The organism is Crenobacter luteus (assembly GCF_004345725.1).
Lineage (GTDB): Bacteria > Pseudomonadota > Gammaproteobacteria > Burkholderiales > Chromobacteriaceae > Crenobacter > Crenobacter luteus.
This window is the reverse complement of record NZ_SLXG01000015.1, coordinates 53,097-69,721: the sequence shown is the minus strand read 5'-3', so window position 1 is coordinate 69,721 and position 16,625 is coordinate 53,097. Positions and strand designations below refer to the sequence as shown.

General features: G+C 71.8%; 12 protein-coding genes. 5 read left to right on the top strand and 7 right to left on the bottom strand.

Going from position 1 to position 16,625, the window contains the following annotated elements; all coding sequences use genetic code 11:
- The 6 genes from pgi to ptsP form a co-directional block, all read right to left on the bottom strand.
- Positions 1-1,001: glucose-6-phosphate isomerase (pgi, locus tag EV683_RS10040; RefSeq protein WP_131862688.1), on the bottom strand; the 1,001-nt coding region annotated here is incomplete at its 3' end.
- A 30-nt stretch (positions 1,002-1,031) separates the two neighbouring features.
- A complete protein-coding gene (locus EV683_RS10035) occupies positions 1,032-2,027 on the bottom strand; it encodes a class 1 fructose-bisphosphatase (protein ID WP_131862687.1) in 996 nt (331 codons plus the stop codon).
- 274 nt (positions 2,028-2,301) lie between these two features.
- On the bottom strand, positions 2,302-3,090 hold the full coding sequence (locus EV683_RS10030) for a Cof-type HAD-IIB family hydrolase (protein ID WP_131862686.1): 789 nt from the start codon (positions 3,088-3,090) through the stop codon (positions 2,302-2,304).
- Between the two features lie 141 nt (positions 3,091-3,231).
- Positions 3,232-4,962 carry a fructose-specific PTS transporter subunit EIIC gene (locus EV683_RS10025; RefSeq protein ID WP_131862685.1) on the bottom strand — a complete coding sequence of 577 codons (1,731 nt, stop codon included), beginning with the start codon at positions 4,960-4,962 and terminating at the stop codon, positions 3,232-3,234.
- A 105-nt stretch (positions 4,963-5,067) separates the two neighbouring features.
- On the bottom strand, positions 5,068-6,018 hold the full coding sequence (pfkB, locus tag EV683_RS10020) for a 1-phosphofructokinase (protein WP_131862684.1): 951 nt from the start codon (positions 6,016-6,018) through the stop codon (positions 5,068-5,070).
- Entirely contained in the window at positions 6,015-8,519 is a 2,505-nt protein-coding gene (gene ptsP, locus EV683_RS10015) for a phosphoenolpyruvate--protein phosphotransferase (RefSeq protein ID WP_131862683.1), read from the bottom strand. The genes pfkB and ptsP overlap by 4 nt, the downstream gene beginning before the upstream one ends.
- A gap of 251 nt (positions 8,520-8,770) precedes the next feature.
- Here ptsP and EV683_RS10010 point away from each other — a divergent pair, with 251 nt between their 5' ends.
- The 5 genes from EV683_RS10010 (at position 8,771) to EV683_RS09990 (ending at position 14,609) form a co-directional block, all read left to right on the top strand.
- The gene (locus EV683_RS10010; protein WP_131862682.1) at positions 8,771-9,769 is read left to right on the top strand and encodes a LacI family DNA-binding transcriptional regulator; all 999 of its coding nucleotides are present in this window, start codon (positions 8,771-8,773) and stop codon (positions 9,767-9,769) included.
- A 292-nt stretch (positions 9,770-10,061) separates the two neighbouring features.
- The gene (locus EV683_RS10005; RefSeq protein WP_131862681.1) at positions 10,062-10,880 is read left to right on the top strand and encodes an ABC transporter ATP-binding protein; all 819 of its coding nucleotides are present in this window, start codon (positions 10,062-10,064) and stop codon (positions 10,878-10,880) included.
- The gene (locus tag EV683_RS10000; protein WP_131862680.1) at positions 10,877-12,898 is read left to right on the top strand and encodes an iron ABC transporter permease; all 2,022 of its coding nucleotides are present in this window, start codon (positions 10,877-10,879) and stop codon (positions 12,896-12,898) included. Before EV683_RS10005 ends, EV683_RS10000 begins: the two co-directional genes overlap by 4 nt.
- A complete protein-coding gene (gene fhuF, locus EV683_RS09995; protein WP_131862679.1) occupies positions 12,895-13,671 on the top strand; it encodes a siderophore-iron reductase FhuF in 777 nt (258 codons plus the stop codon). The genes EV683_RS10000 and fhuF overlap by 4 nt, the downstream gene beginning before the upstream one ends.
- Positions 13,668-14,609, top strand: coding sequence for an ABC transporter substrate-binding protein (locus EV683_RS09990; protein WP_207910443.1), 942 nt, complete (start codon positions 13,668-13,670; stop codon positions 14,607-14,609). Before fhuF ends, EV683_RS09990 begins: the two co-directional genes overlap by 4 nt.
- Before the next feature lie 199 nt (positions 14,610-14,808).
- On the opposite strand, the gene EV683_RS09985 is transcribed toward EV683_RS09990, so the two are convergent.
- Complete coding sequence (locus tag EV683_RS09985; RefSeq protein WP_131862678.1) at positions 14,809-16,479, bottom strand: cyclic peptide export ABC transporter; 1,671 nt, start codon at positions 16,477-16,479, stop codon at positions 14,809-14,811.
- Positions 16,480-16,625 lie beyond the last annotated feature (146 nt).

The window sequence follows — 16,625 nt, the reverse complement described above, 5'->3', positions numbered from 1 at the left end:
GCGATCACGTGGCTGCCGCCGCCGTAGAAGTTGATGTACCAGATGCCGACCAGCGCCAGGATCACCGGCATATTGCTCGCCAGCGGCGCGGTGCGAAAGTGCGTATCCATGCCGTGCGCGCCGTCCAGCAGCTCGACGAAGTTCTGCTCGCCCAGGTAGAGCATGATCGGCAGGCCGATCGCCGACCACAGGCTGTAGCGGCCGCCGACCCAGTCCCAGAACTCGAACATGTTCGCCGGGTCGATGCCGAACTCGGCCACCGCCTGCTTGTTGGTCGACACCGCGACGAAGTGCTTGGCGACCGCCGCCTCGTCGCGCGCGTAGCGCAGGAACCAGTCGCGCGCGGTGTGCGCGTTGGTCAGCGTCTCGTGGGTGGTGAAGGTCTTCGATTCGACGATGAACAGCGTCGTCTCCGGGTGGACGCGCTTGAGCGTTTCCTTCAGCTGCGAGCCGTCGACGTTGGAGACGAAGTGCATGTTCAGCCGCGGGTGGCCGTAGGGCTTCAAGGCCTGGCACACCATCAAGGGGCCGAGGTCGGAGCCGCCGATGCCGATGCTGACGATGTCGGTGATCGGCTGGCGCGTGTAGCCGAGCCACTCGCCGGAGCGCACCGCGTGGGAAAAGCGCCCCATGCGTTCGAGCACCGCGTTGACCTTGGGCATCACGTCCTCGCCGTCGACGACGATCGGCGTGTTGGCGCGGTTGCGCAAGGCGACGTGCAGCACCGCGCGGTGCTCGGTGGTGTTGATCTTCTCGCCGGCGAACATCGCGTCGATCTTGCCGGGCAGGCCGACCTCGTCGGCCAGCTGCAGCAGCAGCGTCAGCGTCTGGTCGCTGATGCGGTTCTTCGAGTAGTCGAGCGTCAGGCCCTCGACCTCGAGCCAGTAGCGCTCGGCGCGGCCCGGGTCGGCGGCGAACAGGTCGCGCATGTGCCAGTCGCGCGCGCGCGCGAAGTGGTTCCACAGCGCCCGCCAGGCGGGCAGTTGGGTCAGTTTGCTCATCGTGACTCCTCTGTCGGTGGGGTTCGCCGTCTACGCGGCGTGGTAACGGGTGACGATCTCGACTTCCTCGCGCGCGCCGAGGCAGACGGCGACGCGCTGGTGCAGTCCGGTCGGGACGATGTCGAGGATGCACTCGCGGCCGTCGGTCGCGGCGCCGCCGGCCTGTTCGACGAGGAAGGCCATCGGGTTCGCCTCGTACAGGAGACGCAGCTTGCCGGGCCGCTCGGCGCCGTCTTTCGGGTAGAGGAAGACGCCGCCGCGCACCAGGATGCGGTGCACCTCGGCCGCCATCGCGCCGACGCAGCGCATGTTGTAGTCCTTGCCGCGCGGGCCGGTCGAACCGGCCAACAGCTCGCCGATATAGCGCTGCACCGGCGCTTCCCAGTGGCGCTGGTTCGACATGTTGATCGCGAATTCGCGGGTTTCGGCCGGCACTCGCATGCCCGGGTGGGTCAGCACGAAGCTGCCGGTCTCGCGGTCGAGCGTGAAGCCGTTGACGCCGTTGCCGACCGTCAGCACCAGCATGGTCTGCGGGCCGTACAGCGTGTAGCCGGCGGCGACCTGGCGCGAGCCCGGCTGCAGGAAGTCGGCCTCGGTCGGCTCGGTCACGCCGTCCGGGCAGCGCAGCACCGAGAAGATGGTGCCGACCGAGATGTTGACGTCGATGTTGGACGAGCCGTCGAGCGGGTCGAACAGCAAGAGGTAGGCGCCCTTCGGATACTGGCCGGGGATGGCGTAGGGCAGGTCCATTTCCTCGGAGGCCATGCCGGCGAGGCTGCCGCCCCATTCGTTGGCTTCGAGCAGCACGTCGTTGGCGATCACGTCGAGCTTTTTCTGCGCCTCGCCCTGGATGTTGCCGGTGCCGGCCTCGCCGAGCACGCCGGCGAGCGCGCCCTTGTTGACCGAGTGGCTGATGGCCTTGCAGGCGCGGGCGACGGTTTCGATCAGAAAGCGCAGCTCGGCCGGCAGCAGGTTGGCCGAGCGTTGCTGCTCGATCAGGAAGCGCGAGAGGGTGATGCGGCTCATGGAGGTCCTCGTTTCGGTCGGCGTGGCGGCACGCGGGCGGCCGTCCTTGTTTTCGATCTTGGCATGCAATGAAAACGATTACAACCGGTTTTGTGCATGATTGCCAAAATATCACCGGTTTATATGGGGTTTTTACGCGTCATTGGCGCTTTAAAGACGGATTTCATGGCGGTTTATGGGTGTTTTTTGTAATCGTTTTCAATTCGACCGGGGGCGCCGCCCGGGAGGCGGGGGGCGGATGCGACGGTGGCTGCGGGGAAGGGGGGCGGCGGGCTCAGAAGCCGAGGGCGCGGCGCAGCGCGTGGGCGACGCCGTCCTCGTGGTGGTGGCCGGCCTCGGGCACGCCGGGCAACAGCTCGGCCAACCTCGGGTTGGCGTTCGCCATCCGGAACGGGTGGCCGACGCAGCCTAGCATGTCGAGGTCGTTCAGCCCGTCGCCGAAGGCGGCGCAGTCGGCCGGTTCGACGCCGTGGCGCGCCAACAGCCGCGTCAGAGCGCGGCCCTTGCTGACGCCGGGCGCCATCACCTCGAGGAAGTCGATCTGCGAATAGGTCAGCGCCACTGTGTCGCCGAAGCGCGCGCGGATCGCCGTCTCGATCTCGGCCAACCTTGCAGGGTGGCCGGTGTACATCACCTTGGCGACGCCGTCGCCCGGGTGCTGGGCGAGCGTCGCGTGCGGCTCGCCGAAGTCGTCGTCGTAGCGGTGCACGTAGCCGTCGTGGCGGCAGCACAGCCGGCCGTCGTCGCGGTACAGGCTGACCATCGTGCCGCGCGCGAGCGCCGGCTGCACCAGCTCGCGCACCTGTTCGGCGGCGACGTCGTCGCGGTAGAGCAGCGCGCCGTCGGCGTCGTGCACGCGCGCGCCGTTGGTGGTGATCAGGCTGGCGGGCACGCCGAGCGCCTCGGCGACCGCGCGCGCGTCGGCGACGTGGCGGCCGGTGGCGATGACGAGGCGGGCGCCGCGGCGGGCGGCCTCGCGCAGCGTGTCGGCGGTGAAGGCGGAGACGGCGTTGGCGGCGTTGAGCAAGGTGCCGTCGAGGTCGCAGGCGATGGCGGCGTACATGGGCTTGGTCCGGTGAGGGTGGTCGGGGCGGGCGCGTGGGCCGGCTGTTTCGTCGAGCTTAACGGCCGCGGCCGGACCTTGTCATCGGGGCCGGCCGCGGCGGACACGAAAAGACGGCGGACACGCGGTCCGCCGCGATCGTCAGGCGGCCAGCGCCGCCGGTTTCTTCAGCACGCGCAAGAGTACGGCGGTCAGCACGGTGCCGGCGATGAGCGCGGCCAGGTAGCCGACGAGGTGGGTGACGGCGTTCGGGATCGGCAGCACGAACACGCCGCCGTGCGGCACCTTCAGCTCGGCGCCGACGATCATCGAGATCGCACCGGTCAGCGCGGCGCCGGCCACCAGCGCCGGGATCACCCGCAGCGGGTCGCGCGCGGCGTAGGGGATCGCGCCCTCGCTGATGAAGGCGAGGCCCAGCACCGCGGTCGCGTTGCCGGTTTCGCGTTCGTCGTGCGTGAAGCGGTCGGCGAACAGCTTGGTCGCCAGCGCAATACCCAAGGGCGGCACCATGCCGGCGGCCATGACGGCGGCCATCGGCGTGTAGACCTGGCTGGCGATCAGGCCGGTCGAGAACGCGTAGGCCGCCTTGTTGACCGGGCCGCCCATGTCGAAGGCCATCATCGCGCCGAGCAAGGCGCCCAAGAGCAGCGCGCTGCTGCCCTGCATGCCCTTCAGCCATTCGGTCAGCGCGGCGAGCACGGCGGCGACCGGCGTGCCGACCACGTACAGCATCAACAGGCCGACCAGCAGCGAGCCGAGCACCGGCAGGATCAGCACCGGCTTGAGGCCGTCGAGGTTGCGGCCGAGCCTGATGTGGCGGTTCAGCCAGTCGGTGCCGTAGCCGGCGATGAAGCCGGCGGCGATGCCGCCGAGGAAGCCGGAGCCGAGGCTGGCCGCCAGCATGCCGCCGACCATGCCCGGCGCGATGCCGGGGCGGTTGGCGATCGAGTACGAGATGTAGCCGGCCAGGATGGGCACCATCAGCGCGAAGGCCGACTTGGCGCCGATCTGGAACAGCGACCACGCGAGCGTGCCCTTGTGCGCGTCGTCGAAGGCGTAGATGCCGCCGAGCGCGAACGCCAGCGCGATCAAAATCCCGCCGGCGGTGACGAAGGGCAGCATGAAGGACACGCCGGTCATCAGGTGCTTGTACGGGCCGGTGCGTTCCTTGGCCGCGTCGGCGTCGCCGGCGCGGGCCTCGGCGTTGGCCGAGGCCGCCCCCTGCAGGGTCGCCTCGGCGATCGCGCGGCGGATCAGGTTCTCGCCGTCGTTGATCGCCGGCTTGGTGCCGCTCTTGAACAGCCGCTTGCCGGCAAAGCGCGCCAGGTCGACCTGGGTGTCGGCGGCGATGATGACGAGGTCGGCGCGCGCGATTTCGTCGGCGGAGAGCGTGTCCTGCGCGCCGACCGAGCCCTGCGTCTCGACGCGGATGCCGTGGCCGAGCGACTTGGCCGCCTGCGCGAGGCCCTCGGCCGCCATGAAGGTGTGCGCGATGCCGGTCGGGCACGAGGTGATCGCGACGATGTTCAGCGTGGACGACGCCGGGGCGGGCGCGGCGGCGGGGGCGGACAGGCGGCCGAGCGCGTCGCGGATCACCGCCTCGGCATCCTTGAGCACCGCGTCGAGCGTGGTCGCGACGCGGGTGCGCGACGCGAAGCGCGCGTCGTTGGCGGCGGGCGCGCCGATCAGGAGCACCGCGTCGGCCTCGGCGATCGCGGCGGCCGACAGCGGGGACTGCGCGCCCTGCGCGGTATGGATCTCGACGTCGATGCGGTGGCTCAGGCGCGCCGCGCTCTGGCGCAGCGCCTCGCCGGCGAGCACCGACTGCGTGTTGCGTTCGCCGGCGGCGATGACGGCCAACAGTTTTGCCATGGGTTTCTCTCCTTTGCGGGCTTGCGCCCGGGTGTCGTCATACCGGTCTTCGCCGGCGATCTTCTCGTTGTGTGCTGCGGGGTCTTGCCTGTTGTGGGCGCGCTCTTACAGCCGCGCCAGATTCACTTGCCCGGCCAGGCGCGCCACTTCGGCCGCGTCGGGCAGGTGCGGGCCGAGGCGGCCGAGTTTGGCGACCGCGAACGCGACGCCGCGCCGCGCGACGGTTTCGGCGTCGGCGCCGGCGCGCCAGGCCGACATCAGCCCGGCGACCAGCGCGTCGCCGGCGCCGACGGTGCTGACCGTGTCGATCGCCGGCAGGCTGGCGAGGATCGCGTCGTCGGCGTCGACGAACAGCGCGCCTTCCTCGCCGAGCGACACGACGACGCGCTCGACGCCGCGCCGCTGCAGTTCGCGCGCGGCGGCGTGCACCTCGGCCAGGGTCGGCAGCGACTGGCCGGCCCATTGTTCGAGCTCGTGGCGGTTGGGCTTGATCGCGGCCGGCAGCGCCTCGCGCGGCGCGGATAGCGCCTCGGCCAACGGCGCGCCGCTCGTGTCGAGCAGCACCCGCGCGCCGAGCTTGTTCAGCCGCGACACCAGGTGCACGTAGCTGTCGGCCGGCAGGCCCTCGGGCAGGCTGCCGGCGGCCACCACGTAGCGGCCGGCGTCGGTGAAGTAGTCGAACTGGTCGATCAGCGCGTCCAGCGCCGACTCGGCGACGCGGATGCCCGGCAGGTTGACGTCGGTGGTCTCGCCGCGCGCGAGGTCGGCCAGCTTGATGTTGACGCGGGTGCTGCCCGGCACGCGCACGAAGCGGTCGGTGATGCCCTTGGCCTCGAACAGCTCGACGAAGGCCTCGCTGTTGTTGCGGCCCAACAGGCCGGTCGCCAGCACCGGCTCGCCGAAGTCGGCCAGGCAGCTGGCGACGTTGACGCCCTTGCCGCCCGGGTGGCTGTGCGCGGCGCGCGCGACGTTGACCGAGCCGGGCGTCAGGTTCTCCAGCGTCACCGTCTGGTCGATCGCCGGGTTCAGCGTGATGGTGGTGATCGGGCCGATCATGCCGATTTCCCCTTGTCGAGCGCGCGCACCGCCTCGGCGCTGTCGCAGGTCAGCGCCTTGAGCGCGAGGTCGGCCAGCTCGTCGCGGCGGCTGGCGCGCAGGCGCGCCTTGACCGCCGGAATGTCGCGCGGGCTCATCGACAGCTCGGACACGCCGAGGCCGACCAGGAGCGCGGCGCCGAACGGGTCGCCGGCGAGGCCGCCGCAGACGCCGACCCAGCGCTGGTACTGCGCGGCGCCGTCGACGGTGCGGCGGATCAGCCGCAGCACCGCCGGGTGCAGGCTGTCGGCCTCGGCGGCGAGGTCGGGGTGCTGGCGGTCGATCGCCAGCACGTATTGGGTCAGGTCGTTGGTGCCGATCGAGAAGAAGTCGACGTGCTCGGCCAACTTGTCGGCCAGCGCGGCGGCGGCCGGCACCTCGACCATGATGCCGATCTGCACCACCGGGGCGTCGAGCTCGGCGCGGATGCGCTCGCAGATCGCGCGCAGCGTGATGACCTCCTTGATCGAGGTGATCATCGGGAACATGATCGCCAGCGGCAGGCCGGACTTGGCTGCGCGGTACAGCGCTTTGAGCTGCGGCTCCAGCAGGTCGGGGCGGCGCAGCAAGAGGCGCGCGCCGCGCACGCCGAGGAAGGGGTTCTCCTCGTGCGGCAGGTTCAGGTGGGCGACCTGCTTGTCGCCGCCGATGTCGAGCGCGCGCACCACCAGCGGGCGGCCGTCGAGCGCCTCGAGCATGGAAAGATAGGTCTGGTATTGCTCCTCCTCGTCCGGCGCGTGGTCGCGCTCGAGGAACAGGAATTCGGTGCGCATCAGGCCGACGCCCTCGGCGCCCCAGCCGATCGCGTCGGCGACCTGGTCCGGGCGGTTGACGTTGGCGGCGATCTCGGTTGCGTGGCCGTCGCGCGTGGTCGCCGGCTGGCTGCGCTCGGCCTCCTCGCGCGCCTTGCGCTCCTGCTGCTGCGCGATCCACGCGCGCGCCGAGGCGACGTCGGCGTCGGACGGCTCCAGATAGAGGCGGCCGGTCTGGCCGTCGAGGATGGCCGGCGTGCCGTCGATCACGTCGAGCAGCACCGGGCCGCCGGCGACCACCGCCGGCAGGCCGAGCGTGCGCGCGAGGATGGCGGTGTGCGCGGTCGGGCCGCCCTGCGCGGTCGCCAGGCCGATCACCTTGCTAAGGTCGAGCGCGGCGGTGTCCGACGGCGACAGGTCGGTCGCGATCAGGATGCAGCCGTCGTCGGGCAGGTCCTTCAGCGAGGTGGTCTTGAGCGTCGGGTCGATATGGCCGAGCACGCGGCGGCCGACGTCGCGCAGGTCGGCGGCGCGGGCGGCCAGGATCGGATTGCCCAGCGCGGCGAGCCGGTCGGCCAGCCGCTCGGTCGCCTGGTGCCAGGCCCAGGCGACGCCGTGGCCCTCGACCATCAGCTGGCAGGTGAGGGTGATCAGGTCGGTGTCGTTCAGCAGCTCCGCCTGCGCCTTGAAGATGCCGGCCTCCGACTTGCCCAGCCGCCTGGCGGTGTCGGCCGCCAGTTGGCCGAGCTCGTCGCGCGTCGAGGCCAGCGCCGCGTCGAGCAGTTCGCCGCCCTCGGCCAAGGAGACCGGGTGGTCGGGCACCGAAACGGTGTTCGGGTTCAGCACGTGCACGGTGCCGATCGCGATGCCGGGGCTGGCTCCGAGGCCGGCGATCGCCAGCGGATCCTCGGCCGGCGCCCAGCCCGACTGCGCCGCCTGCGCCTGCGCCTTCTGCGCGGCGAGCGCGGCCTCGGTCTTTTCCTGCGCGGTCAGGCGCGTCATCACCTCGCGCAAACGCGTCAGCGCGTCGAGCGCGTCGTGGCCCTCGGCCGAGACGACGAGCTTGTCGCCGCAGGCGAGACCCAGCTGCAACAGCGCGATCATGTTCTTGGCGTCGGCCGCCTCATGGCCGTGGCGCACCTGGATGCGCGCGGCGAAGGCGCGCGCGGTCTCGACCCACTGCGTCGCCGGGCGCGCGTGCAGGCCGTTCGGGTAGTCGATGGTCCACTCGAAGCTTTCGGCCAGGTCGGTGTGCGCCGCCTCGGGCTGGGCGGCGGGCGCGTCGGACAGCGCGGCGATCAGCTCGTTGGCGTCGCCGGTCTCGAACAGCCGCTGCAGCTTGGCCTCGTCCTGCAGCAGGCGGGTCAGGCGGCGTAACAGCGTGATGTGTTCGTCCGACTGCGCGGCGATCGCGAACACCAGGCGGGTAGTCTGGCCCGGGTTCCATTCGAGGCCCTCGGGCAACTGCAGGATGGCGATGCCGGTCTCGCGGATCAGGTGGCGGTCCTCGACCATGCCGTGCGGGATCGCGACGCCGTGGCCGAGGAAGGTGTTGGCGACCGATTCGCGCCTGAGCAGGCTCTCGACGTAGGCCGGTTCGATGCAGCCGGCCTCGACCAGCAGCTGGCCGGCCTCGCGGATTGCGCTGGCCTTGTCGGCGCTGGCGGTCGCGAGGCGGATGAGTTCGGGGCGGATCAGGGTGCTGGACATGGCGGGACAGTCTCCTTTGTCGTTCTGCCGGTGTGCGTTGCGCGCCGTGCCCGGCGCGTCGGTGGCGGCGCCAGGCTGCCTGTTTTTTCTTCATTGAAATCGATTACACAGACGATGTCAACGCCGTTGCGCCGCCGCGGCCCCGCCCGCAGTGGCGCTTGGCGCACGAAGGTCCGCACGGTGCGGCTTGCAATCGCCACCCGGCTGGGCGAAGATCGGGCCATGGTGTGTGAAAACGATTGCAGACGACGATGACGATACGAATCAAGGATGTCGCGGCGGCCGCCGGCGTGTCGGTGGCGACGGTGTCGCGGGTGCTCGGCAACGGCCCGGTCAGCGACGCGGTGCGCAAGAAGGTCGAGGCGGCGATCGAGGCCTCCGGCTACCGGCCCAACCTGTCGGCCAGGCGGCTGCGCTCGCAGCACACGCAGACCATAGGCCTGATCGTGTCCGACATCCGCAACCCCTTCTTCACCAACGTCAGCCGCGCGGTCGAGGACGCCGCCTACGAGGCCGGCATGCGGGTGATCCTGTGCAACACCGATGAGAACCCGGACAAGGAGGCGATGTACCTGCGGCTGATGCAGGAGGAGCGCGTCACCGGCGTGATCTTCGCGCCGACGCGGCAGACCGCCGAGACGCTCGATCCGGCGGGGCTGGGCTTTCCGGTGGTGCTGATCGACCGCGCGGGCCCGGCCGGCCTCAACGACGCGGTGGTGCTCGACAACGCGCAGGCGGCCGAGCTCTTGGTCGAGCACCTGCTGGAGCAGGGTTGCCGCCGCATCGGCGGCCTGTTCGGCAAAACCAGCACCACCGGCGCCGAGCGCCACGCCGGCTTCGTCGCCGCGCTGGCGCGGCGCGGCCTGCCGGCGCCGGCGCGTTTCCTGGCGCCCAGCCTCGAGGCCGCCGAGGCCGAGGTCGCGCGCTGGTTGGCCGAGCCCGACCGCCCCGAGGCGCTGGTCGCGAGCAACGGCCTGGTGCTGATGGGCGTGCTGAAAGCGGCGCGCCGCGCCGGCGTCGCGGTGCCCGACGAACTGGCGGTCGCCGGCTTCGACAACGACGCGTGGACAGAGCTGGCGGGGCCGGGGCTGACCGTGCTCGAACAGCCGGTCTACGAGATCGGCCGCACCGCGATGGCGATGCTGCTCGAGCGGCTCGCCCGGCCCGGGCAGACTGCGCGCAAGGTGGTGCTGTCCGGGCGGCTGGTGGTGCGCGGCTCGACGCGGCGCGAGGCGTTGCCGGTCGGCTGAGCCGCCCGCGCTTTTCCTTTCCGACCCCCGCGGACGACGGCCCGACACCGTCGCCCGCGGGGGTTTTTGCGTTTGCCACCCTGGCTTGCGCCGGTTCAATAACATGCTCGCCGCGCATGCGCGCTCGCCGTTCAAGGGCAAACGCCGCGTCGTGGTCGCGATGGCCGACGGGCACGGCGCGCGCTGACCGAGCGCGCGGTTGCCAGCGTGCTGCGCTCGCGACATAATTGAGAATCATTATTGTAACCGATCGCATTGCCGGCGCCTTGTGCGCCGGCCGCCTTTTCCGACCATGCCCCATTCCCCGTCCGCCGGCGCGCCGGCACTGTCCGCGCGCGGCCTGTCGGTGTCCTACCCGAACAAGACGGTGCTCGCCGGCCTCGACCTCGACATCGCCGCCGGCAAGATCACCGCGCTGTGCGGCCCGAACGGCTGCGGCAAGAGCACGCTGCTGCGCGCGCTGGCCGGCCTGCAGCCCCTGGCCGCCGGCGAGGTGGCGGTGGCGGGGAGGCCGCTGGCGTCCTTTCGCCGCCGCGAGCTGGCGCGCACGCTGACCATGCTCGCGCAGTTCAACCAGATCCCCGAAGGCCTGAGCGTCGCCGAGCTGGTCGGCTACGGCCGCTACGCCTACGGTTCGCTGCTCGGCGGCCCCGGCCCCGACGACCGCGCGGCGGTGGCCGACGCGCTGGCGGCGACCGGGCTGTCCGGCTACGCCGACCGCCAGGTCGCCGCGCTGTCCGGCGGCGAGCGCCAGCGGGCGTGGATCGCGATGGCGCTGGCGCAGCAGTGCGGCATCCTGCTGCTCGACGAGCCGACGACCTACCTCGACATCCACCACCAGATCGACGTGCTGTTCGAACTTCGAAGGCTGAGCCGCGAGCGCGGGCTGACCATTGTCTGGGTGCTGCACGAGCTGAACCAGGCGGCGGCGTTCAGCGACGAGATCGTGCTGATGCGCGCCGGCCGCATCCTGCACCAGGGCAGCCCGGACGCGATGATCACGCCGTCCTGCCTCGACGACGCCTTCGGCATGACGATGATGCGGCTCGACCATCCGGAAAGCGGCGAGCCGGTCTGCCTACCGTCCTACCGTCCCAGGGTGGCCGCATGAGCGCCTTGCCGCTCGCCTTCGCGCCGCCGGCCGGCCTGTCGCGCGCCGCGCTGCTCGGGCTTTCGGGGCTCGCGCTGCTGGCCGCCGTCGTCGCGCTCAGGCTGGGTCCCGACGCGGCGACGCTGTTGGCCGAGCCCGGCACGCCGTCCGCCGGGCTCGCCGCGGTCCTGCTGTTCGAGCTCGACCTGCCGCGCGTGCTCGCCGCGCTGGTCGCCGGCGCCGCGCTCGGCGTCTCGGGCGCGCTGTTCCAGGCGCTGACGCGCAACCCGCTGGCCTCGCCCGACCTCCTGGGCGTCACCGGCGGCGCGCAGCTGGGCGTGTTCGCTGCGATCATGCTGCCCTCGCTCGCCGGCGTCGGCTCGGTGCCGCTCCTGTTCGCCAGTGGCCTGTTCGCCGCCGCGCTCGCGGCCGCCACCGCCGGCGGCTGGCGCGCGTCGCCCTTGCGGCTGATCCTCGCCGGCACCGCCTGCTCGCTGTTCTTCGGCGCGGTGGTCAACATGATGCTGACAATCTTCGAGGAGAGCATCGTCGGCGTCGCGATGTGGGGCAACGGTTCGCTCTACCGGCCGGGCGCCGGCGGGCTCACGGTCGCCGCCGCGTGGGCGTTGCCGCCGCTGCTCGCGCTGCCGTGGCTGGTGCGGCCGCTCGGGGTCGCCCAGCTGGGCGACGCGGTCGCGCGCACCGTCGGCGTGCCGCTCGCGCCGCTGCGCGTGGCGACCGTCGCGACGGCGACCGCCTTCGCCGCCGTCGCGGTCGCCGTCGCCGGGCCGATGGGCTTCGTCGGCCTGGTCGCGCCCAACCTCCTGCGCGCGGCCGGCGTGCACCGGCTGCCGGCGCTGTTGCCGCTGTCTGCGCTGTGGGCCGCGCTGCTGCTGGCCGCGACCGACGGCCTGGTGGTCGGCCTCGACCTCGACAACAGCGTCTCGACCGGCGTGATGATCGCGCTGGTCGGCACGCCGCTCTTGCTGCTGCTGATCCACCGCAACCGCCGCCTCGGCGGGCTCGACGCCGGCGCCGCCGCGCCGTCGCGCGCGGCGATTCTGCCGCTTGGCGCCTTCGTCGGCCTCGCCGCGCTGCTGCTCGCCGCGCTCGCGGCGCTGGCGGCCGCCGCCGGCGGCCAGTGGCTGACGCCGGCGCGCGCGTGGGCGGCCTTCGCCGGCGACGACGTCGTCGCGCGGCTTTTGATCGACATCCGGCTGCCGCGCGTGCTGGTCGCGATGGTCGCCGGCGCGATGCTCGCCGCCAGCGGCGCGCTGTTGCAGAGCGTCGCGAAGAATCCGCTCGCCGGCCCCGAGGTGCTCGGCCTGACGCAGGGCGCCGGGCTGGCGACGCTCGCCGCGCAGGTCGTCTGGCCGCTGGCGGGCCGCGCCGCGCTGTTCGGCGCCGCCTTCGCCGGCGGCGCGGCGGTGCTCGCCGCCATCCTGCTGTTCAACCGCCGCCACCGGCTCGCGCCGCTGCCGGTCGCGCTGACCGGCATCGCGCTGGGCGCGCTGTGCGTGTCGCTATCGCAGTGGCTGATTGTGCAAAGCAGCGTGCAGCCGGCGCGCTTCCTCGTCTGGCTGATCGGCGGCACCTACGGCAAGAGCCTGGCCGACCTCGCGGCGCTGGCGCCGTGGCTGATCGTCGCGCTGCCGCTGATGGCTCTGCTGGCGCGGCCGCTCGACCTTACCGCGCTCGGCGACGAGAGCGCCGCCGCGCTCGGCGTGCCGGTCGCGCGCCTGCGGCTGTTGGCGATGCTGCTGGCGACGGCGCTGTCGTGCGCGGCGGTCGCCGTCGTCGGGCCGGTCGCCTTCGTCGGCCTGATGACGCCGCACCTGGCGCGGTTGATGGGCTTTCATTCGCTCGGCCAACGTCTGCCGGCGGCGATGTGCGTGGGCGCGATGGTGCTCGGCGCCGCCGACGTCGCCGGCCGGCTGGCGCTCGCGCCGCTCGAGGTGCCGGCCGGCGTGATGACCGCGCTGATCGGCACGCCCTACCTGCTGGCGATGCTGATCGCCGGCGCGAGGCGGCAGCGGTGAACGCGCCGATGCTGCCGACCTTCGCCGCCCGCGTGCCTGGGCCTTACGCGCCCTGGTGCGAGCGGCTGTTCTTCGGCGCGCCGGCCGTTGTCGGCTCGGATGTCGCGCTGCCGGCCGCGCGGCTGGCCGACGACGTCGAGCGGCTGCTTGCCGGCGTGCGGCCGCTCTACGACGGCGACGACGCGCGCGCGCTGTTGTCGCAGTGGAGCAAGTACTACTTCAACCTCGTCGTGCCGCCGGCGCTGGTCGCCGCGCGCGTGCTGAAGCGGCCGCTGGCGATGGCGTTGTCCGAGAGCACCGTCGTGCTGCGCCACGGCCTGCCGCACGCGCTGTGGCTGCCCTACGACGCGCTCGGCGACGAGGACGACGCGCCCGCGCCGCGCTACCGCTCGCTGTGCGTCGAGCATCTGGCGCCGCTGATCGCGCAGCTGTCGCGCGCCGCGCGGCTGGCGCCGCGCGTGTTCTGGGGCAACGCCGCCAACACGCTCGAATACGCGCTGGCCCACGAGCTGCCCGGCGGCGGCTGCGACGCGGACTGGCTTTTCGGGCGGCGCGAGTTTTTCGACACCGGCGAGGCGAATCCGCTGTACCGCGCGATCCGCTACGTCGACACCGAACGCGCCGGGCTCGCATCGCCTTTCCGCGCGCGCCGCGTCTGCTGCCTGCGCGACCGGCTGCCCGGCCAGACCCTGCTGTGCTCGGCCTGCCCGCTTTTGCTGTCGATGAGCGACGCGGAACTGGCCGCGCAGCTCACGTTGAGGGAAGAGGAATGAGGGTCAAACCGTGGCGGCGCCTCGCCGCGCTCGTCGCCTTCGTCGCGCTGGTCGGCGCGGCGCAGGCGTCGACCGTGATCGGCATGCAGAGCCGCGCGCTGCCGGCGGCGCCCAAGCGCGTCGTCGTGCTCGAATACATGTTGGCCGAGGCGATGGCCGCGCTCGACATCACGCCGGTCGGCATGGTCGACCCGCACTTCTATCCGCTGTGGATAGGCTACGACACGCCGCGCTTCGCGCGGACCGTCTACGTCGGCTCGCGCCAGCAGCCCAACCTCGAGGCGATCGCGCGGCTCGAGCCCGACCTGATCGTCGGCGTCACCTTCCGCCACGCGCCGTTGTTCGACGCCTTCGCGCGCATCGCGCCGACGGTGCTGGTCGAATTCAACTCGCCGCGGCCGGCCGACAACCAGCTCGACCACGCGCTCGCGGTGTTCGAAGCGCTCGCCGCCGTCACGCACCGCGAGGCGCGCGCGCGCGCGGTGCGCCGCGAGCTCGACGCCGCGCTCGAACGCAACCGCGCGCGGATCGCGCGCGCGGGCCTTTCGGGCCGCCAGCTGGTCGTGCTGCAGGAACTGGGGCTGCAGGACCGCTACTGGGCCTACACGCCCAACAGCATGGCCGGCGGCATCGCGCGGCGGCTCGGCCTGTCGAGCTGGCCGAGCCGGCCGGGCAAGGAGGGCACGGCCACCGTGTCGAGCCGCGACCTGCTCGCGCTAGCCTCGGCCAACGTCGTGCTGGTCAGCACCACCGGCCCCGAGGTGTCGCTGTCGACCAAGCTTTCCTCGCCGGTATGGCGCCACGTGCCGGCGCGCCGCGCCGGCCGCGTCGCGATGATGGAGCGCAATATCTGGGGCTTCGGCGGGCCGAAGTCGGCGATCGCCTACGCCGATGCGATCACCGACGCGCTGCTGTCGATGCCGCGCGCGCCGCGCTGAGTTCAGGCCACCTCCGGCGTACAAGCCCGCGAGCGATCGCGGGCTTTTTGCTGTGCGCAGCGGAGGGGCGTTGCCTGTATGGTTCGTGGCGTCCGAGTGCAGTCTCCGGCGGGAGGCGGGAAACCGCATTGGCAAAGGCGCAGAAACAAAAAGCCCGCGAACGGTCGTGGGCTTTTTTCTCGTGCGGGCGGGGCGGGCGTCAGACCGTCTCGGCGGGCGCCTCGCGCCGCTCGTCGACGACCAGCTTGCCGCTCTCGAGCTTGAGCCGGTGGTCGGCCAGGTGGAAGTAGCGGTCGTCGTGCGTGATGGCCAGCACCGCCTTGCCGCGCGCGGCCAGCTCGGGCAGCAGCTCCTGATAGAACACCGCCTTGAACAGCGGGTCCTGGTCGGCCGCCCACTCGTCGAACAGGTAGAAGGGTCGGTCCTCGAGGTAGGCGACCACCAGCGCGAGGCGCTTGCGCTGCCCCTGCGACAGTTCGCGCGTCGAGAAGCGGCCGTTCTCGATTTTGACCTTGTGGTCGAGGTGCAGCTTGGCGATCAGCGCGTTGGCGCGCGCGTCCAGTTCCGGGTCGGCGTCGCCGAGGCCGACCAGGGTCTCGAACAGGTGGAAGTCCGAGAACACCGCCGAGAACAGCTGGCGGTAGTCGGCGCGGTTCTCTTCGTCGACGGCGCGGCCGTCGAGCGAGATCGAGCCGCCCTCGGGCGCGTACAGGCCGGTCAAGAGCTTGGCCAGCGTGGTCTTGCCGCTGCCGTTGCCGCCGATCAGGAAGCTCACCTCGCCGCGCCTGAGTTCGAGGTCGATCGGGCCGAGCTGGAACACGTCGTCCTCCTTCTCGCGGTAGTAGCTGTGCGTCAGGCCCGACACCTTGAGCACGGCGCCGTCGCCGAAGGGGCGCGGCGACGATTCGGCGGCCGGCTCGGGCAGCTCGGCCAGCATCTCCTCGATGCGCGCGAGCGAGACGCGCGCGACGTTCAGCGTCGGGATGTTGTTGAGCAGGCCGTCCAGCGGCACCAGCATGAACAGGAAGATGATCACGTAGCCGGCGAGCACCGCCGCGTCGAGGCCGGCGACCGCCGCCGGCGCGAACACCACCAGGCCGAGGAAGACGTAGAACAGGAACACGATCCAGCCGACGCCGAAAGCGTAGGCGGCGAAGGCGCGCGTGCGGTGGCGGCGCACCGCGTCGATTTCGCCGCCGAGCGTCTCGCCGACGAAGGCGCCGGCGCGCGCGCGGTGCAGCTTCAGCTCCTTGGCGCCGGAGAACAGCGCGTTGAAGTGGGCGAACAGCCGGTCCTGCGCGGCGCCGGCGGCCTCGAGCGCCGACAGCGCGCGCGCGTCGCCCAGGTGATAGCCGAGCGAGCCGACGACGACGACGGCGAGCGCGAGCAGGAACACCGGCCACGACAGCCACGCGAGGTAGCCGAGGCAGCCGGCGACGATGGAGCCGTGCATCACGATGTTGGGCAGCGCGAAGAACAGCATCGACACGTTGGTCGCGTCCTCGGTGACGATGGACTGCGCGCGCGGCGCGCCGAGCGTCTCGACCTGGCGGAAGGGTGCGAGCGCGACGCGCGCCGAGATGTGCTCGCGCATCTTAGCCATCGTGCCCTGGCTGAGCTGGGCGAACACCACGCCGCCGACCACGCGGCTGACGAGCGCCAGCACCGCGAGCGCGGCGAAGCGCCACGCGAGGCCGGACAGCTCGGCCGGCGGCGCGGTCAGCGCGTGGTTGATCTGCGTGACGAGCGACACGCTAGCGACGCCGTTGACGACGCAGGCGACGGTCGCGACGGCGAGCGCCCAGCGCGATCGGTACAACAGGGAGACGAGCAGCCGGGTGGCCGGCCGTTGGGGGGTCGATGGTTTCATGGCGGTCCAGGAAAGTGGGTGCGGTCGGGCGCTGCGCGCGGGCGGATTTCGCCGGCTGCCCATGGTGCTGACGAAAGGTTAGGAACAATTATTATTCTTATTCTTGTTTTTATCCATGATCAGCGTGTCGGCGCTAAAAAACCGGC